Source organism: Butyrivibrio sp. (assembly GCF_015056685.1).
GTDB lineage: Bacteria > Bacillota > Clostridia > Lachnospirales > Lachnospiraceae > Butyrivibrio.
Genome location: NZ_SVFW01000019.1, coordinates 1 through 13,236 on the forward strand (window position 1 = coordinate 1; position 13,236 = coordinate 13,236).

The window sequence follows — 13,236 nt, forward strand, 5'->3', positions numbered from 1 at the left end:
ATAATCGTAATAGCTGATTTAAATCGCCTTTATTAGCTTCTCTTACCATTTTCTATCTAGTCCTCATAAACAATACTATAATTAAGCTTACTATCGCCTCATCTCGACAAATTGGATTTGCTTATTTCTTTTTCTTTGGAGCAGGCAATTCATCAACCATAGAATTCAAAAGCTTATTCAAGAAATCCTTGTTATCTATGTCATCAACCAACAGCATTTCCTTGGCTCCCTCATAGGGTGTTTCATATTGAGCGTTAGGCATCATCTGTTTTGCAGATTTAGTTGGTTTAACAAGAAATCTATCATCATAGATTCCGCCGATAATCTTACCCTGATAATAAATGATATATTCCCCCATCATTGCCTTGTATGAAATTTCATCAAGTGATGATAGCTGGTCTAAAATGAATTCCAAATAATCTTTACTTGAAGACATTTAAAACCTCCTTCTCAACAAACTGGAATTATATTTCAAAACATGCTTTGACAATTGGCTCTATCGTGATTAAATCCACAAAATCCACCTGTACCATATTGAGAACCATATATTACTATATTCATATTATCTACTCCCCGAGAAATCAGAATTTATTGTATAAAATACCTTTTCACCCATTTGTGATGAAGAAATACCATAATCAGAATAGGAATAATCGTGCCTATACATAACGGAATCACGGAGTATATGCTGTCTCCTCCAATAAACGCAGAACAAATCCACGAGCCAATAATACAAATGCCATAAATGATCCACATTACGCCATGTTTCTTATTCCATGAATTGACATCTGATAATTGTTCTACTTTCGGAGGTTTTTCTCCTGTATAAAAACCAACAGGTTCCTTACTCTTTAGCTGACTAACTCCAATTCCAAGCATTATCATTGCAACTATACAGAAAATCAAACCAGAAATAATTGCTCCAGCTATCTTTTTTCCTCCGTTCAACTGAAAGTTAATCCTATATCTCTATCATTTTTCTAATGCCATTTGGTATTACTTCGAAACCAAGTTTCTGATAAAAACCTTCTTTTCCCTTGGCAGAAACTCCGCCTATAGTAGTGAATTTCCCTGTAGAAGAATTCTTCACAGCATAGTCTACAAGGTGATTGACAATCATGGTCCCTATACCCATGCCCTGATATTCAGGCAAAACCACTATTTCCTGCAGATACCAATACATCGCACCATCGCCAACAAGTCTGCCCATTCCTATTAGTTCACCGTTTTTCAAAGCAGAGACATTTATAAGGCCATTCTTGAGTGCCTTTCTTGCGTGTTCTATAGGAATATCAGCAAATGCTGTAGCATTTCTAAGCCTCACAAAATCTTCAGGTTTAAGAATATTATCAACGAGTTCAATATCATTAAGCTTCATTATGTAACACTCCATTGTAAGTTTTACTGAAATTCAAAGTTTTATTATCGTCGCAAGTTTCTTTCCGCATAGAATTCCAAATATGCAGCAACAACAACTCAGTGCCACATATAATCCGCCATTCATATATTGTTTCTTCTCAAACAAATTAAAAGCTTCAAGGGAAAATGTAGAGAATGTGGTAAAACCTCCACACACCCCTGTCTTCCAGAAAAGAATGGTATTATCAGATACACTTTCTCGGTTACTGGTAATTCCAACAACGAATCCAATTAGTATGGCACCGAGGATATTTGTAATCAGAGTTAATATCGGAAAATAAGTCTTAACAGGAATCAGACTTATTGCATATCGCGCTACTGCACCCAAGGCACCACCAAGTGCTACAAATAGAAAATTCATATCAACCTCTCTATTGCCATATATACTGAAATATACTCCTACCGGTCACTCATACTGTCCATTCCGTCCATTCTATGTGGTTGTATTTCATTACTTCATCAGCCTTTTTCATTCCAGTCTTCTTATAAAAGCCTGTCTGATCTTAGAATTGCATACCAACTGGAATCATTAAGTCCCTGGTTGTTAATATCTGAGCTACGGAGTGTCCCTTCGTACTTCATTCCACATTTTTTCATGACCATACCGGAGTGTGGATTATTAACATCATGCCTTGATTCGATGCGATTTGCTTCCACCTTGTCAAAAAAGAAATCTATGACTGCTTTTAATGCTTCAGATGTAATACCCTGATTCCACCAGCACCTTCCGATACAGTATCCGATATGAATCATGTTTATACTCTCTTTCATACCAACTGCAGAGATACTTCCTATTGGTTCATCTATTTCTTTTAGAACAATAGCCCACTGATAGTACTTTTCATCCTTATATGAATCCACCCACTGTTTTAAAATCTCTGTTGTAACATCCACCGTTCCATGAGGTGGCCAAGTCAGATACTTAGTAACTTCTTCATCATTTGCCCAGTTCTTAAACATGGCATCGGCATCTTCACTATTGAATTGCCTCAGTATAAGTCTTTCTGTTTCGATAGTCTGTGTCCCGCAATGCTTCATCTTATCCTACTTTCCCTTTTCCCTATCATCTTTTCCGACAACTTATGGATTATCATACCTTTTTTCAGACAAAAATAAAATAGCCCCGGACATCAACTAATCAAATCTTGATTCCAGAGCTATTACAATCATCCCTCTTTTACTGCGTCCAAAGGAAAAGGTATTACATTTGATGGTTCATTTTGTTGTGCTGTCCAAAGCGTCAGTTTCTGTTGCATATTCATCCAGCTTTCTGGAGATGTATTAGTTGCCTTGCTTATCCTTATAGCCATTTCCGGGCTAAGAGAAGCTTTCTCATTAACAAACTCTGACAATGCTTTTCTACTTACTCCTAGCATTCTCGCTGCATCGGTAACTGTGAGATTCAATGGTTTCATTACATCTTCCAAGAATACATTTCCTGGATGTGTCGGTCTTCTAGTCATGTATTTTTCCTCCTTCCTCAGTGATAGTCCATGTAGTCTACAAGAAATGCATCCTGACCCTCAAAATAAAAAGTCATTCTCCAATTACCATTGACAGTAACAGACCACATATCCTGCTTATCACCTTTAAGTGGGTGTAATCTATACCCAGGCAAGTTCATATCTTGAGCACTGGTACTGGCATCCAATCGGTCAAGCATTCTCGCTAATTTCGGTGCATGATCTGGCTGAATTCCCTTCTTTGAACCAGTTTCATAGAAGTCTTTTAAGCCTTTATGTGCAAACGATTTTATCATGTCATTATTATAACCTGTAACGTTACAGGTGTCAAACTCCCTTTCTTTATTATTTACCTTTTCCAGAATCTGATATTAAGCAAAATAGTTATAACTGTTCCAACACCAGTAATTATCAGCCGCGTGTTCATAGGTGTCACATCACTAAGTTCATAGCATAGAAAAGCGACAACCAAGCATCCTATAATACTTCCCAGGATCTTGGCAATAGTAAAACAATGTTCAAGAATAAGCGTAACAATTACAGTTACCACATATATAATCAGGCACGTTTTTGAATCCAATCCCATGTTACGAGTAAGGAATAATGGAATAAAGCCAGCACTGGCTGCATTGAGGATATCAATCCTCATAATGAGAATACCAACAGCTGAAAGGACCAAGGCTAGCCTGCTGAATCAGCAAACAAATGGCATCTATATCCTGTTTTGTTCCTAATCTGTATACAATATTCATCTTTTTTGTCATTTCATTATCCTGAAATTTAAAAAGTATTCTCTGCCTTACTCTTAAGATAAATCTTTAGTTTCCTCCACGATAAAAACTAATTTCTACTATATCAAAAAAGGAGCCATTTAACAGTAAATTAAACAACTCCTTTTCTGACTTGTCAGCTCATTTGCGCAAAGTGCTTATCAGATGCAGTAAACGTAATTTTCTTTTCTTGGAGCTGCTTCCTTTGCAGCCTCAGCTGCATATCCAAGAGCACAGTGTCCGATACCTTCATAATCACCTTCGATTCCAAGCTTCTTGAGGATCATCTTTCCAAACTCGGATTCAAATTCCTCTTTTGCCCTGTGGATCCAGATGCTGCCAACACCAAGACTCTCTGCAGCATTCATGAGATTTCCCATAACAAGAGAACCATCATAAATATATGTAGGCACGTTCTTATCCGCAAGAACGATAAGGATCACCGGAGCACCGTAGAATGGGTCAAAGCCTTCATTCCATCCAGCAATCTTTCTGTTCTCTTCGGAAATTGTATCTATCATATTTTTGTCTGTAACAGCAATAATGATGGGACTCTGCTTACCCATTCCTGTTGCAGCATAGGTGCCTGCCTCGATGATGGTCTTAAGCTCATCCTCTTTTATCATCTCAGGCTTGAAATTTCTGCAGCTTCTTCTGCTTTCCAATACTTTGATCACTTCGTTCATTATAGTTTCCTCCAATTTTATCTTGACAACATCAGCATCCCTTGCTGTCTATACCACAAGCTGCTCCTGCTTCTACAGGATGCACAACCTCGATTCCCTGCTGAGTAAAGAAGCTTTCCCAATCCAGAGTGAGCTTGCCATCATCAGTCACAAGCGCAGGAATCCCAATATATCCATTGTCCTTTGCATCGTCAAAAACCTCATCCTTATCGCGAAGTTTAAGAAACTCCTTCAGACCCTTAAGGCTCTTTGTGATGTCGATATTGTCATATTCTATGTTGTTTCTGTCCAGATTGTACTTACACTCAATGCAGTCCGGGCACATCTCACTTCCATATACCTTTAACATGTTTCCTCCTGTTTATCTGCCAACTCCTTTATTTGATGATATACGCATCAACTATCTCACCAACATACATGGTGTGGAAATCTCTGTTAGCCATGGGATATGTCCCGTCCACATCCTGAGGATATGTCTTTTCTCTTATATCTTCAGGAATCTTTGAAAGGTCCTGATCCTGCGCATACAGGACTTTGCACTCGATAGTCAGAGGATACTGCTTAACTCCCGGAGTCTTGATGGTATCAGCATCCACCAGCTCAAGTCCTGCCTCTTTTACTTTGTCGATATTAAAACCTGACTGCCATCCGCAGATCTTGTTTATCTGAGGATCCGGATTTTCAAGTGGAACGCTGATTGTGAATTCGCCAGCCTTATCAAGCTGTCCCTTTGTAAATCTTCCCTGACGGACATACACATGAAAGGTTGGCTTATTCCACAGGGTTCCAAGATGTCCCCAGCCGATTACCATTGAATTAAACCTGTCATTTGCAAATGTATTTAATAGGATTCCCTTGGGAAGTGCCTTTGTAATAATGTTGGCGTAATCAGTTACATTGATTTTTTCCTTCATTTTCGTACCCTCCATAATTCAAAACAATAGCTTCTTGATCCTAAACACACTCTCCGGAACTCCAAAGGTTCCATCAGAGCATTCAACTCTGTAAATCTCACAGTTCCCGATATTCTTCGACCAATACCTGCCTTTTGAATCTTTATCAAGATATTCGAGTATTCCCTTCATGGCTATTGCGTGGGTTGATATAAGCACATTTTTCAGTGAGCATTCATCCTTTATGGAATCCACAAATTCTCCGGTTCTTACAACTATATCAGCCAGCTGTTCCATTCCTTCCGGAGCAGGATTATTTACAAAATCGCTGAAGAACTTTATGACCTCTTTCTTTGGCTTAAGAAGGCTCATTCCTTCATATGGACCATAATCCATCTCGATGAGACGTCCGTCTATAGATACAGTGATTCCCGGAGCCACACACTCTGCGGTCTGCACAGCTCTTTTCAAGGGACTGGAATATACTTTGGTAAAAGAGATACCTTCCTTCTTGAGCCAGTCAGAAGCTTTTCTGCTCTGGTCAAAGCCTTTGGAATCAAGCTCATTGTCACTACGCCCCTGGAGAACATGCTTACTATTTAATTCTGTTTCACCATGCCGTATAATGTATAGCATTTCGCAGGCCTCTTCTGATTACCAGTTCTCAATCTCATTTGCGCTGTGTACAAGCTTTGCCTCCACAGAAGCCGCTCCTTTAACATACTCTTCGAGCTTCTCTGCAGTCTTTCCTATTCCGCTTCCGCCTGATGTTGCAAAGGCATACACCTTCTTACCTTCCCAGCTATATCCTTTGCAAAAGCTGTATACTACTCTTGGTGCTGCTGCATACCAGATAGGAAATCCAACATATACAGTGTCATATTTACCGAAGTCCTGAACCTGTCCTTCAACCGGAACGTCCTTTTTACCAATCTGCTCTTTGTTGCATCTTGAAAGTGGATTAAGGTAGTTGATATCAGCCTTTGTATACGGCTCCTTGGGCACAATTTCAAAAATGTCTGCCCTTATATTCTTCGCAAACTCCTCAGCTACTTTCTTTGTTGTTCCTTCAGCACTGAAAAATGTAACTAATGTACTCATCCTTGTTTCCTCCTATTTCTCAATCATCCTTTTCCCAAATTCTTTTGCTGCTTCAAGTTTCCCATCTATATTAAGCATATGCGCATAGAAATAGTCTTCACAGACAGTTATCCCTTTCCCCTTAAGCATCTTCTTTAGCGCCAGGACTGTTCTTCTTGACCAGTTTGAAGTTGTAAAAAGGACTACCTTTGAAACCATCTTAGAATCAAGCTTTTCCGCATATTCTTTAAGCTCGGGAGCCATAATATTTGCATAGGGAGCTCCACCAAGAAAAAGAATATCTACTTTTTCCTTGAGCTTTGGTTCATCAGCTATGCTGACTGCCTTTACACCAATCCCATCAGCTATTGCCTCAGCAATTCTCCTTGTATTCCCAAATTTAGTCTTAGAACAGTATCTTACTGCGATATCCATAACAAAAAACCTCTTTGAAATTATACATTTTGCGCAATATGATTGTATCATATGTATCATCAATTTCAAGAGGTCAAATTTATCATTATTTATTTGTAATACGCAGACACTTCAAGAAAGCTCTTGTTGCCATCTATGTAATCTTTATATGCTGTTTCTGCATCTTTTCCACGAAACACCTTACAAAGTCCGCACATGTCACAGTCAGAAATGCATGGATATCTTTCTTTTATATATGCTCTGCGCTCTTCCAAAGTGGAATTTCCTATCTCAGGTGCACCTGCCATAACAACAATCTCCTCAGTGTATCTGCCGGTCTTGGCGATATCTTTCCATATACTCCATGTTTATCTCTCGAATTTCCTTTTTACCATCGATGTAGTCCTTGTATATATCCCAGGGACTCCCACCGCCAAGCCAGCAGGAAGAACAGTTCTCACAGCCACCTCCGCAGTCAAGAGAGTTCTTCACTATCTGTTCCCGTTCTTCTTTAGTTGTATCTTTGATAAGGATAGACTTCATTACTCATCCTCCCAGTAGCATTTATCCATTTTTTCACTTTCCGTTATTAAGTGTAGCATTCATGCTTCCAAGCCGATAGCCCTTCATATCTATAGTAACAAACTTGAATCCTAAATCTGTAAATCTTTTATAGACTGATTCTCTTATGTCTTCCTCAACCAGTTTCGGAATGTCTTTTGCCGGAACTTCAATCCTTGCTATATTGCCATGAAGCCTCACCCTTTCTTCCAAGAAACCGTGTTCTATAAGAAACTGTTCAGCCTGATCGATCATATAAAGCTTCTCTTCTGTTATCTCTTCTCCATATACGAATCTTGATGCAAGACATGCATATGCTGGTTTGCTCCAGGTAGGAAGCCCCATTGCTTTCGAGATCATCCTTATTTCATTTTTTCTAAGGCCGGCCTCACGAAGCGGACTTTTTACAGAAAGCTCAGCTGCTGCCTTAAGCCCCGGCCTGTAATCTCCAATGTCATCCACATTAGAACCCTCTGCCATAAATGATATCCCATTTTCATCCGCAATTCTTTTCACTTCTGTGAAAATACCATGTTTACAAAAATAACATCGGTCTGGTCCGTTATGCCTATAACCGTCTTCACTAAGAGGGTTAACTCTGCAAATAATATGTTTTATTCCACGTTCCTTGCAAAACTCAGTAGCTTCTTTTACTTCGCGTTCGGGCACAGAAGCATCTGCTCCTGTCACTGCGATCACGTTGTCTCCAAGTACCTCTTTAGCTACAGCCAATAAAAGTGAAGAATCTACCCCTCCGGAGAAACCAACTGCAAGTGATCCAAGGCTCTCTATGTATGTTTCTAATTTTTTCAGCTTATTTAAAAGCTCTTCATTTAAATCGTCTTTGTTTATTTTCATTCTTATCTCCAATTTACGTTCTATATACACAAACCAAGCAGTCATAATCCTATATGAGAATTATGACTGCCCAGCTTCCCTCATTCATTTATTTCGTTTTAAGCCGCAGATGCTTCTTTAGATTCAGACACTTTTTCTGCAACCTTTCCATTATATACTTCATGATCAAGAAGTCCTTCAGTCTCAGCTGTAAGCACAGTTGCTGCTGCAGCACCAACTACATTTGTTGCGGTTCTGGCCATATCTACGATTGATGAGATAGGTGAGAAAAGAACAATCAGCTCAACCGGAAGTCCTGCTGCTGTGAAAAGAGCTGTTGCTGTGATTGTAGCTGTTCCTGGAACTCCTACGGTTCCGATTGAAACAAGAAGTGTAAGTGCGATAAGTAGCACATACTGCCCTGCTGAGTAGCTGATCCCCTGCTGGTTGATCGTAAATACTGCAAGAAGTACAGGCCAGATTCCTGCGCATCCTGGCATTCCCAGGTTCGCTCCGAGCCCCGCTGTGAATGCTGCAACGTCTCCGTCAACTCCAAGGTCCTCTTTTAATTTGCTGACTGTTACCGGGAGTGTTCCAACACTGCTCTGTGAAGTAAATGCTACGATTCCTGCAGGTGCGATCTTCTTAAGGAATGTGACAGGGTTAAGCTTTCCGATTGTAGCGATGAGAATACTCTCAACTCCAAAGAGCTGTATTGCTGCAAGTACGTATGCAACAACAAGTACGGAAAGAAGTGGTAAAAGATCTTCAAGCTTGCTTCTGCCAACTGCCCTAGCAATAAGCGCTGTGACTGCATAAGGTGTAAATGATACGATGAAACTTACCGCCCTGCCGAGTACTGTATTTGCCGCGTCAACAAATGCTTTAAAAGGTTTTACCGATTCATCTTTTTTCACAACCCTGTTATATGCCAGTGCCACAACAAGACCAAATATAAGAATAGGTACAACAGTGTTGCTTCCCCATTCATTTATGAGATTTTTCGGGAAAAGACCTACAATAGCCTCAACTGCTGTAGGAACCTCTTTCGCCTCAGTCGCCTCTACAGTATACTGGAAGCCTTTTCCAAGTCCCAGCGAAAGGGCCGCTACAAGAGTAATAACTGCTGCAGTAAATGTATTCAGGAGCAGGAAAAGAACTGACTTAAGTCCTACCTTATGAAGCTTAACCTGATCTCCGAGATTTGTGATACTTGATATTACGCTGAACAAAAGGAGCGGAACCACAAATGCCTGAAGTGCATTTACATAAACTGTTCCAAAAGCTGCTACATACTTGTAATTCTCTTTGAATATAAGTCCAATGATAACACCAAAGGCAGTCGCAATGAGTGTCCTGATACCAAAATTTACATGTTTTCTTTTTAGGAAGTATAAAACTCCAAAAAACACCAGTGTTGTTATTAGTGCTCCAATTTCTAATACATTGATCTCCATGATGATCCTCCTCCAATTTGCATGAAACAAAGATAAAAATATGCCCGGTGACAAATGAGTCTCCCGGGCATATGGCATACGTTCTGGTACTTATTATGCTTGATGGCATGAACATCGATCCGACAACATGCCAGCCATATATGATGCCCGGAATTCTGTCATTCGACAACACATGTATTCAGATTTCTGATTTCTGAAGTTAAGCATTTCTCACGCCATCCTTTCCTTTTGTTTCCTGTTGATATCAATCATAATAGAGCTTGCTCTTCCTGGCTAATACATGATCGTTATTGTTGGCTATAAGCCTAGACTATAACCACCAACTTCGTCCTCTCATAATTTTGCTGGAAAAAGCTATCAAATGCAGGCTTACCTGTGCAGTTTTATAGATATGTTAGAAGATTCTGCCTTATTTCAAATTAATACAAATTGGGCAAAGCTTTCCAATGACGACATGATTTTATTTAAAGTTGCCGAGCTTTTAGAAAATAATCCCCACAGAATCAGTGTATGGTTTATTCCAACAGGTTCATACCCACGTCATAGCATTTGCCATTCACTGCATCCAAAACCCACTGCGCCGGGGATATGCCGTTCACCCAGGCTTCATGCCATGCCTTATCCTGGGAAATACAGTGCTTTGTACCTCCGGTTTGCTTGTCGGGAATGGCGTTGATGTAGTAGGAAATGTTGATTCCCGCCTTGTGTAACCTCTGGACGCGGTTCTGGAAGCCCCGCTTCATCTTACCGCGCCATTCTTCCGTAGCTGCAAAATCACCTGTATTTTCATAATTGCTGTACTGTGCAAGGATGCCATCCTCGGTGCTGCAGCCGTACAGCAGTTTGATCCTGTGACCGTATTTGCTCCCCAGCGCCTCCAATGGCTTTTGTAATCATTTTCACTGAAGGGCCTTTTTATCTTGCACATTACTAACAAAAGGAAACTTAATCACCAAATCCTTGTCAATCTCCATCATATTTAGTATTCTGCTAGCAGCTCCAGATGGATGATTAGTACCAGATTCCCATGCTTCAACCGTTTTATCTGATACTCCCATATAACTTGCAAAGGTTTTTTGTGACATTCCTGTAGTATTTCTAATTCTTTTTACATCTTCTGCTTCATACACTTTTACAGGTTCCACAGTAACTTTTTGTCTCTTTAGTATTGGCTTTTTACTGGTTGCATCTTCAATAGCTTCATTAAGGCCTGTCATAATGCTTTCATAAACACTATCATTCATTTCTTGCCACCTCCGAGGCTCTTTTCAAGAATACCTATTGCCTTCTTGATATTATTTCTTTCCTCTTTAGATAGATTATCTTTTTCTTTCTTGCCATATAATCTCCTACTACCATTAATAATATACCCTATCTGATAGGGTATCAACAACTCTCATTTTGAAATCACGATTCTAATAACTCCATAAGCTTATCAGTAAGCGCCTGAAATGCCATTACTATTCCGGTTGTACCTAGTGCCCCCAGATATATTACAAAAGCAATCCCAATATCAATTACAAGTGGCTCCCACATCTGCCATTTGAACATTACCCAAACATTAACAGCAAATATAACCAGCATTACTATGCAGAACAGTCCGAATGCAACCTCTCCAATTTTGTATAGTAGTTCTACCCAGATTCTCAGAAAGAAAAGTATCAGAACCAGTGGGAACAACACCAACTTCATCAAAATCTTTAATATGAACATAGCCCCTCCCCCAGCGTAGAGTGGCTGAAGCTCAGGTCACTCACTTGCTGTTTTTCTTTTGTTTATATAGTTTGTTACAGTAGACAGCAGCTCTTGAAGCAGATTTGAACTCTTCTACACCATTTCTTTCAATCACAGCCCTCTCGATGCCTTTGGCATTCCCTTTCTTGACTGCTTCTGTAAACATCTTGCCAAGACGGGATCTGACCTGGGCCGGTGACTCTTTTATCTCGTACTCAATCAGAACATCATTTACACCTGCGAAGGTTGGAAGATCTGCCAGGACGAATTCTGCTTTCATTGTTTTGGCCTCAGCGATCATGTTGTTGATGGCAAGTGTATAGTCGTAGACAGTTCTTTTGCCGAACTTCTCCTCCAACATATCGCAGATGTAGTAGTTGACTGTTACGTTCTCCTTCTTGGCTGCTTTCTCGATCTGATCATATAATTCCTGTGTGATTGCTAAATTAACTCTTGGCATATCTTTTCCCTCCATGAGTGTTGTTTTATGTTCACTTACAGTTAAATTATATGAGTGTTGTACAATGTTGTCAATATAACGATTATGTGCCATACATGTTGTGGTTAACTTCTGCCTGGTAGTAACTGCTCATGGTTGAAGGAGCATTAAACAGGGCTGCCAACATGTAGTTCTTGATGTGGGTGATCTTGGTGGTGTTGCTCTTTAGGCAGTCGATCACGTACTCAAGGTGCATGTGGTTGAGCTTTAAGAACTTGGACTTCACCAGATCCTTGGGATACTCATTCTTGGCAATCCAGATTGTCTTCCGGGTGGAAAGAACTGTCTCAAGAATCAGGTCAAAGACTCCCTCAAGATCATCCCTGTATTCCGGATGACGCTCTATCATGGTATCCATATCGAGGTTTTCTCTGAGAATCTCATAATACGCTCTGTAGTCATCATTCAGATCCGGCTCCATCGATGTGATATGATTTGTTATTTTAACTAAGTTAGTATTATTAGTATTAATATAATTAGGGTTGGTTTTTCCCATGTCTAGACCTTGATTTTTCCCATCTCTAGACATTGTTTTTTCAAAGGTCTTGACCTTGGTTTTTCCCATGTCTGAAACTTCATCATTTTGTTCAGACATTGGTTTTTCCCGGGTCTGAACTTCTTCTGAATCTTCCTCAACGAAGTCCTTCAGGTACAATAAAGCTGCTTTCCCCTGGCCCTGCCTCTTGCGTTCCATGAGCCCTATAGCCTCCAGCTCCTTAAAAAGATTTATAGCCTTATTCTCCTTACATCCCAGCATTTCCATGGCTTCCTGCTGTGAATATATGATAAATGCCCTATTTTCGCTATCTATCCACTTGTTTTTCTGCGAAATTGACATTCTATCCAGCATCAGACCATACAGGATCTTGGCATCAGAGCTCATGTTTCTGAATATCTTATTTGTAAAAAGAAGCTTAGGCAGCCTGTAATAAGCATGCATTTCAGATTCCTGACCATAAAAATAGTCAAATGTTATCTTGTCGTTCAAAGCTCTTTTCTCCTCCATTCAATGACTTTCTACGACGTTCTATGACGTATAGTGGTGCAATATTTGCACTACCCAATCAGCTGAAAAATCTTTTGTCTGTTGAAATTCTTGACGTAAATCTTATTGGGCTTTCCCTTTTCCTGTAGTCGCAATATAAGTCCAATATCCTCAAGCTCTTTCATACAGTCGATTACTGTGTGCCTGGAAAAGCCAATGTCTTCTTCCAATTTTCTCAGTGGATAAAGAATATACACCCGGTTCTGCTCGTCATACCAGCTGTGCCTTTTGGCTTCACGCATTCTGTCGAGAAGCACAGCGTACATAAGCTTGGCTCCGGGAGACAGGGAAGAAAACACCTTCCCTGTCAGAAGCTCCTTGGGAATCTCCACCGAAGCAAACTGTGCTGACTGCGCACCATAAAAGTATTCCATCATT

Annotated in this window: 26 protein-coding genes; 1 reads left to right on the top strand and 25 read right to left on the bottom strand. The window is 40.0% G+C overall.

What is annotated here, in order from left to right; genetic code table 11:
- Positions 1 to 121 precede the first annotated feature (121 nt).
- The 18 genes from E7303_RS08225 to E7303_RS08310 form a co-directional block, all read right to left on the bottom strand.
- Positions 122 to 436 carry a TfoX/Sxy family protein gene (locus E7303_RS08225; protein ID WP_090165682.1) on the bottom strand — a complete coding sequence of 105 codons (315 nt, stop codon included), beginning with the start codon at positions 434 to 436 and terminating at the stop codon, positions 122 to 124.
- Positions 437 to 588: 152 nt separating this feature from the next.
- The gene (locus tag E7303_RS08230; RefSeq protein ID WP_292144720.1) at positions 589 to 948 is read right to left on the bottom strand and encodes a hypothetical protein; all 360 of its coding nucleotides are present in this window, start codon (positions 946 to 948) and stop codon (positions 589 to 591) included.
- Between the two features lie 13 nt (positions 949 to 961).
- Positions 962 to 1,378 carry a GNAT family N-acetyltransferase gene (locus tag E7303_RS08235; protein ID WP_292144723.1) on the bottom strand — a complete coding sequence of 139 codons (417 nt, stop codon included), beginning with the start codon at positions 1,376 to 1,378 and terminating at the stop codon, positions 962 to 964.
- Between the two features lie 33 nt (positions 1,379 to 1,411).
- Entirely contained in the window at positions 1,412 to 1,780 is a 369-nt protein-coding gene (crcB, locus tag E7303_RS08240) for a fluoride efflux transporter CrcB (protein WP_026497041.1), read from the bottom strand.
- Between the two features lie 122 nt (positions 1,781 to 1,902).
- Positions 1,903 to 2,457 carry a GNAT family N-acetyltransferase gene (locus E7303_RS08245; RefSeq protein WP_292144725.1) on the bottom strand — a complete coding sequence of 185 codons (555 nt, stop codon included), beginning with the start codon at positions 2,455 to 2,457 and terminating at the stop codon, positions 1,903 to 1,905.
- 128 nt (positions 2,458 to 2,585) lie between these two features.
- The gene (locus E7303_RS08250) at positions 2,586 to 2,882 is read right to left on the bottom strand and encodes a HigA family addiction module antitoxin (RefSeq protein ID WP_074891508.1); all 297 of its coding nucleotides are present in this window, start codon (positions 2,880 to 2,882) and stop codon (positions 2,586 to 2,588) included.
- A gap of 17 nt (positions 2,883 to 2,899) precedes the next feature.
- The gene (locus E7303_RS08255; protein WP_091757556.1) at positions 2,900 to 3,178 is read right to left on the bottom strand and encodes a type II toxin-antitoxin system RelE/ParE family toxin; all 279 of its coding nucleotides are present in this window, start codon (positions 3,176 to 3,178) and stop codon (positions 2,900 to 2,902) included.
- Positions 3,179 to 3,231: 53 nt separating this feature from the next.
- Positions 3,232 to 3,561 (bottom strand): hypothetical protein, encoded by a 330-nt coding sequence (locus E7303_RS08260; protein WP_292144726.1) that lies wholly within the window; start codon positions 3,559 to 3,561, stop codon positions 3,232 to 3,234.
- A gap of 252 nt (positions 3,562 to 3,813) precedes the next feature.
- The gene (locus tag E7303_RS08265; protein WP_292144728.1) at positions 3,814 to 4,338 is read right to left on the bottom strand and encodes a nitroreductase; all 525 of its coding nucleotides are present in this window, start codon (positions 4,336 to 4,338) and stop codon (positions 3,814 to 3,816) included.
- A 31-nt stretch (positions 4,339 to 4,369) separates the two neighbouring features.
- Positions 4,370 to 4,687 (bottom strand): glutaredoxin domain-containing protein, encoded by a 318-nt coding sequence (locus tag E7303_RS08270; protein ID WP_292144729.1) that lies wholly within the window; start codon positions 4,685 to 4,687, stop codon positions 4,370 to 4,372.
- Positions 4,688 to 4,715: 28 nt separating this feature from the next.
- Complete coding sequence (locus E7303_RS08275) at positions 4,716 to 5,252, bottom strand: flavin reductase (RefSeq protein ID WP_292144730.1); 537 nt, start codon at positions 5,250 to 5,252, stop codon at positions 4,716 to 4,718.
- Positions 5,253 to 5,270: 18 nt separating this feature from the next.
- Positions 5,271 to 5,867 (bottom strand): histidine phosphatase family protein, encoded by a 597-nt coding sequence (locus E7303_RS08280; RefSeq protein ID WP_292144731.1) that lies wholly within the window; start codon positions 5,865 to 5,867, stop codon positions 5,271 to 5,273.
- An 18-nt stretch (positions 5,868 to 5,885) separates the two neighbouring features.
- The gene (locus E7303_RS08285; RefSeq protein ID WP_091872987.1) at positions 5,886 to 6,332 is read right to left on the bottom strand and encodes a flavodoxin; all 447 of its coding nucleotides are present in this window, start codon (positions 6,330 to 6,332) and stop codon (positions 5,886 to 5,888) included.
- 12 nt (positions 6,333 to 6,344) lie between these two features.
- Positions 6,345 to 6,746, bottom strand: a complete 402-nt coding sequence (locus E7303_RS08290; protein ID WP_292144734.1) for a flavodoxin family protein — start codon at positions 6,744 to 6,746, stop codon at positions 6,345 to 6,347.
- Between the two features lie 89 nt (positions 6,747 to 6,835).
- Positions 6,836 to 7,033: a hypothetical protein gene (locus tag E7303_RS08295; protein ID WP_026488946.1), complete on the bottom strand. Its 198-nt coding sequence runs from the start codon at positions 7,031 to 7,033 to the stop codon at positions 6,836 to 6,838.
- Between the two features lie 13 nt (positions 7,034 to 7,046).
- Positions 7,047 to 7,268, bottom strand: coding sequence for a hypothetical protein (locus E7303_RS08300; RefSeq protein ID WP_292144737.1), 222 nt, complete (start codon positions 7,266 to 7,268; stop codon positions 7,047 to 7,049).
- A gap of 33 nt (positions 7,269 to 7,301) precedes the next feature.
- On the bottom strand, positions 7,302 to 8,144 hold the full coding sequence (gene larE, locus E7303_RS08305) for an ATP-dependent sacrificial sulfur transferase LarE (RefSeq protein ID WP_292144738.1): 843 nt from the start codon (positions 8,142 to 8,144) through the stop codon (positions 7,302 to 7,304).
- 98 nt (positions 8,145 to 8,242) lie between these two features.
- The gene (locus E7303_RS08310) at positions 8,243 to 9,580 is read right to left on the bottom strand and encodes a dicarboxylate/amino acid:cation symporter (RefSeq protein WP_292144741.1); all 1,338 of its coding nucleotides are present in this window, start codon (positions 9,578 to 9,580) and stop codon (positions 8,243 to 8,245) included.
- 71 nt (positions 9,581 to 9,651) lie between these two features.
- On the opposite strand from E7303_RS08310, the gene E7303_RS08315 reads away from it, so the two are divergent.
- Positions 9,652 to 9,777, top strand: a complete 126-nt coding sequence (locus tag E7303_RS08315; RefSeq protein WP_292144747.1) for a hypothetical protein — start codon at positions 9,652 to 9,654, stop codon at positions 9,775 to 9,777.
- A gap of 318 nt (positions 9,778 to 10,095) precedes the next feature.
- Here the strand turns inward: E7303_RS08315 and E7303_RS08320 are convergent, their stop codons facing one another.
- From E7303_RS08320 to E7303_RS08350, 7 genes are all read right to left on the bottom strand, one after another.
- On the bottom strand, positions 10,096 to 10,461 hold the full coding sequence (locus E7303_RS08320; protein WP_292144748.1) for a hypothetical protein: 366 nt from the start codon (positions 10,459 to 10,461) through the stop codon (positions 10,096 to 10,098).
- Between the two features lie 18 nt (positions 10,462 to 10,479).
- Positions 10,480 to 10,824: a helix-turn-helix domain-containing protein gene (locus tag E7303_RS08325; RefSeq protein WP_026509228.1), complete on the bottom strand. Its 345-nt coding sequence runs from the start codon at positions 10,822 to 10,824 to the stop codon at positions 10,480 to 10,482.
- Positions 10,821 to 10,970 (bottom strand): hypothetical protein, encoded by a 150-nt coding sequence (locus tag E7303_RS08330; protein ID WP_242879415.1) that lies wholly within the window; start codon positions 10,968 to 10,970, stop codon positions 10,821 to 10,823. The genes E7303_RS08325 and E7303_RS08330 overlap by 4 nt, the downstream gene beginning before the upstream one ends.
- 17 nt (positions 10,971 to 10,987) lie before the next feature.
- Positions 10,988 to 11,293, bottom strand: coding sequence for a hypothetical protein (locus E7303_RS08335; RefSeq protein WP_292144754.1), 306 nt, complete (start codon positions 11,291 to 11,293; stop codon positions 10,988 to 10,990).
- A 40-nt stretch (positions 11,294 to 11,333) separates the two neighbouring features.
- A complete protein-coding gene (locus E7303_RS08340) occupies positions 11,334 to 11,774 on the bottom strand; it encodes a hypothetical protein (protein ID WP_292144756.1) in 441 nt (146 codons plus the stop codon).
- 82 nt (positions 11,775 to 11,856) lie between these two features.
- Positions 11,857 to 12,801 (bottom strand): DUF6017 domain-containing protein, encoded by a 945-nt coding sequence (locus E7303_RS08345; RefSeq protein WP_292144758.1) that lies wholly within the window; start codon positions 12,799 to 12,801, stop codon positions 11,857 to 11,859.
- A 68-nt stretch (positions 12,802 to 12,869) separates the two neighbouring features.
- The gene (locus E7303_RS08350; RefSeq protein WP_026491487.1) at positions 12,870 to 13,235 is read right to left on the bottom strand and encodes a replication initiator protein A; all 366 of its coding nucleotides are present in this window, start codon (positions 13,233 to 13,235) and stop codon (positions 12,870 to 12,872) included.
- Between the last annotated feature and the right edge of the window lies 1 nt (position 13,236).

What these genes read in the sequence shown, in the direction of transcription:
- E7303_RS08225 (WP_090165682.1), bottom strand. Translation starts at nt 436, where the DNA reads ATGTCTTCAAGTAAAGATTATTTGGAATTCATTTTAGACCAGCTATCA.
- E7303_RS08235 (WP_292144723.1), bottom strand. Translation starts at nt 1,378, where the DNA reads ATGAAGCTTAATGATATTGAACTCGTTGATAATATTCTTAAACCTGAA.
- crcB (WP_026497041.1), bottom strand. Translation starts at nt 1,780, where the DNA reads ATGAATTTTCTATTTGTAGCACTTGGTGGTGCCTTGGGTGCAGTAGCG.
- E7303_RS08245 (WP_292144725.1), bottom strand. Translation starts at nt 2,457, where the DNA reads ATGAAGCATTGCGGGACACAGACTATCGAAACAGAAAGACTTATACTG.
- E7303_RS08250 (WP_074891508.1), bottom strand. Translation starts at nt 2,882, where the DNA reads ATGACTAGAAGACCGACACATCCAGGAAATGTATTCTTGGAAGATGTA.
- E7303_RS08255 (WP_091757556.1), bottom strand. Translation starts at nt 3,178, where the DNA reads ATGATAAAATCGTTTGCACATAAAGGCTTAAAAGACTTCTATGAAACT.
- E7303_RS08265 (WP_292144728.1), bottom strand. Translation starts at nt 4,338, where the DNA reads ATGAACGAAGTGATCAAAGTATTGGAAAGCAGAAGAAGCTGCAGAAAT.
- E7303_RS08270 (WP_292144729.1), bottom strand. Translation starts at nt 4,687, where the DNA reads ATGTTAAAGGTATATGGAAGTGAGATGTGCCCGGACTGCATTGAGTGT.
- E7303_RS08275 (WP_292144730.1), bottom strand. Translation starts at nt 5,252, where the DNA reads ATGAAGGAAAAAATCAATGTAACTGATTACGCCAACATTATTACAAAG.
- E7303_RS08280 (WP_292144731.1), bottom strand. Translation starts at nt 5,867, where the DNA reads ATGCTATACATTATACGGCATGGTGAAACAGAATTAAATAGTAAGCAT.
- E7303_RS08285 (WP_091872987.1), bottom strand. Translation starts at nt 6,332, where the DNA reads ATGAGTACATTAGTTACATTTTTCAGTGCTGAAGGAACAACAAAGAAA.
- E7303_RS08290 (WP_292144734.1), bottom strand. Translation starts at nt 6,746, where the DNA reads ATGGATATCGCAGTAAGATACTGTTCTAAGACTAAATTTGGGAATACA.
- E7303_RS08295 (WP_026488946.1), bottom strand. Translation starts at nt 7,033, where the DNA reads ATGGCAGGTGCACCTGAGATAGGAAATTCCACTTTGGAAGAGCGCAGA.
- E7303_RS08300 (WP_292144737.1), bottom strand. Translation starts at nt 7,268, where the DNA reads ATGAAGTCTATCCTTATCAAAGATACAACTAAAGAAGAACGGGAACAG.
- larE (WP_292144738.1), bottom strand. Translation starts at nt 8,144, where the DNA reads ATGAAAATAAACAAAGACGATTTAAATGAAGAGCTTTTAAATAAGCTG.
- E7303_RS08310 (WP_292144741.1), bottom strand. Translation starts at nt 9,580, where the DNA reads ATGGAGATCAATGTATTAGAAATTGGAGCACTAATAACAACACTGGTG.
- E7303_RS08315 (WP_292144747.1), top strand. Translation starts at nt 9,652, where the DNA reads ATGGCATACGTTCTGGTACTTATTATGCTTGATGGCATGAACATCGAT.
- E7303_RS08325 (WP_026509228.1), bottom strand. Translation starts at nt 10,824, where the DNA reads ATGAATGATAGTGTTTATGAAAGCATTATGACAGGCCTTAATGAAGCT.
- E7303_RS08335 (WP_292144754.1), bottom strand. Translation starts at nt 11,293, where the DNA reads ATGTTCATATTAAAGATTTTGATGAAGTTGGTGTTGTTCCCACTGGTT.
- E7303_RS08340 (WP_292144756.1), bottom strand. Translation starts at nt 11,774, where the DNA reads ATGCCAAGAGTTAATTTAGCAATCACACAGGAATTATATGATCAGATC.
- E7303_RS08350 (WP_026491487.1), bottom strand. Translation starts at nt 13,235, where the DNA reads ATGATGGAATACTTTTATGGTGCGCAGTCAGCACAGTTTGCTTCGGTG.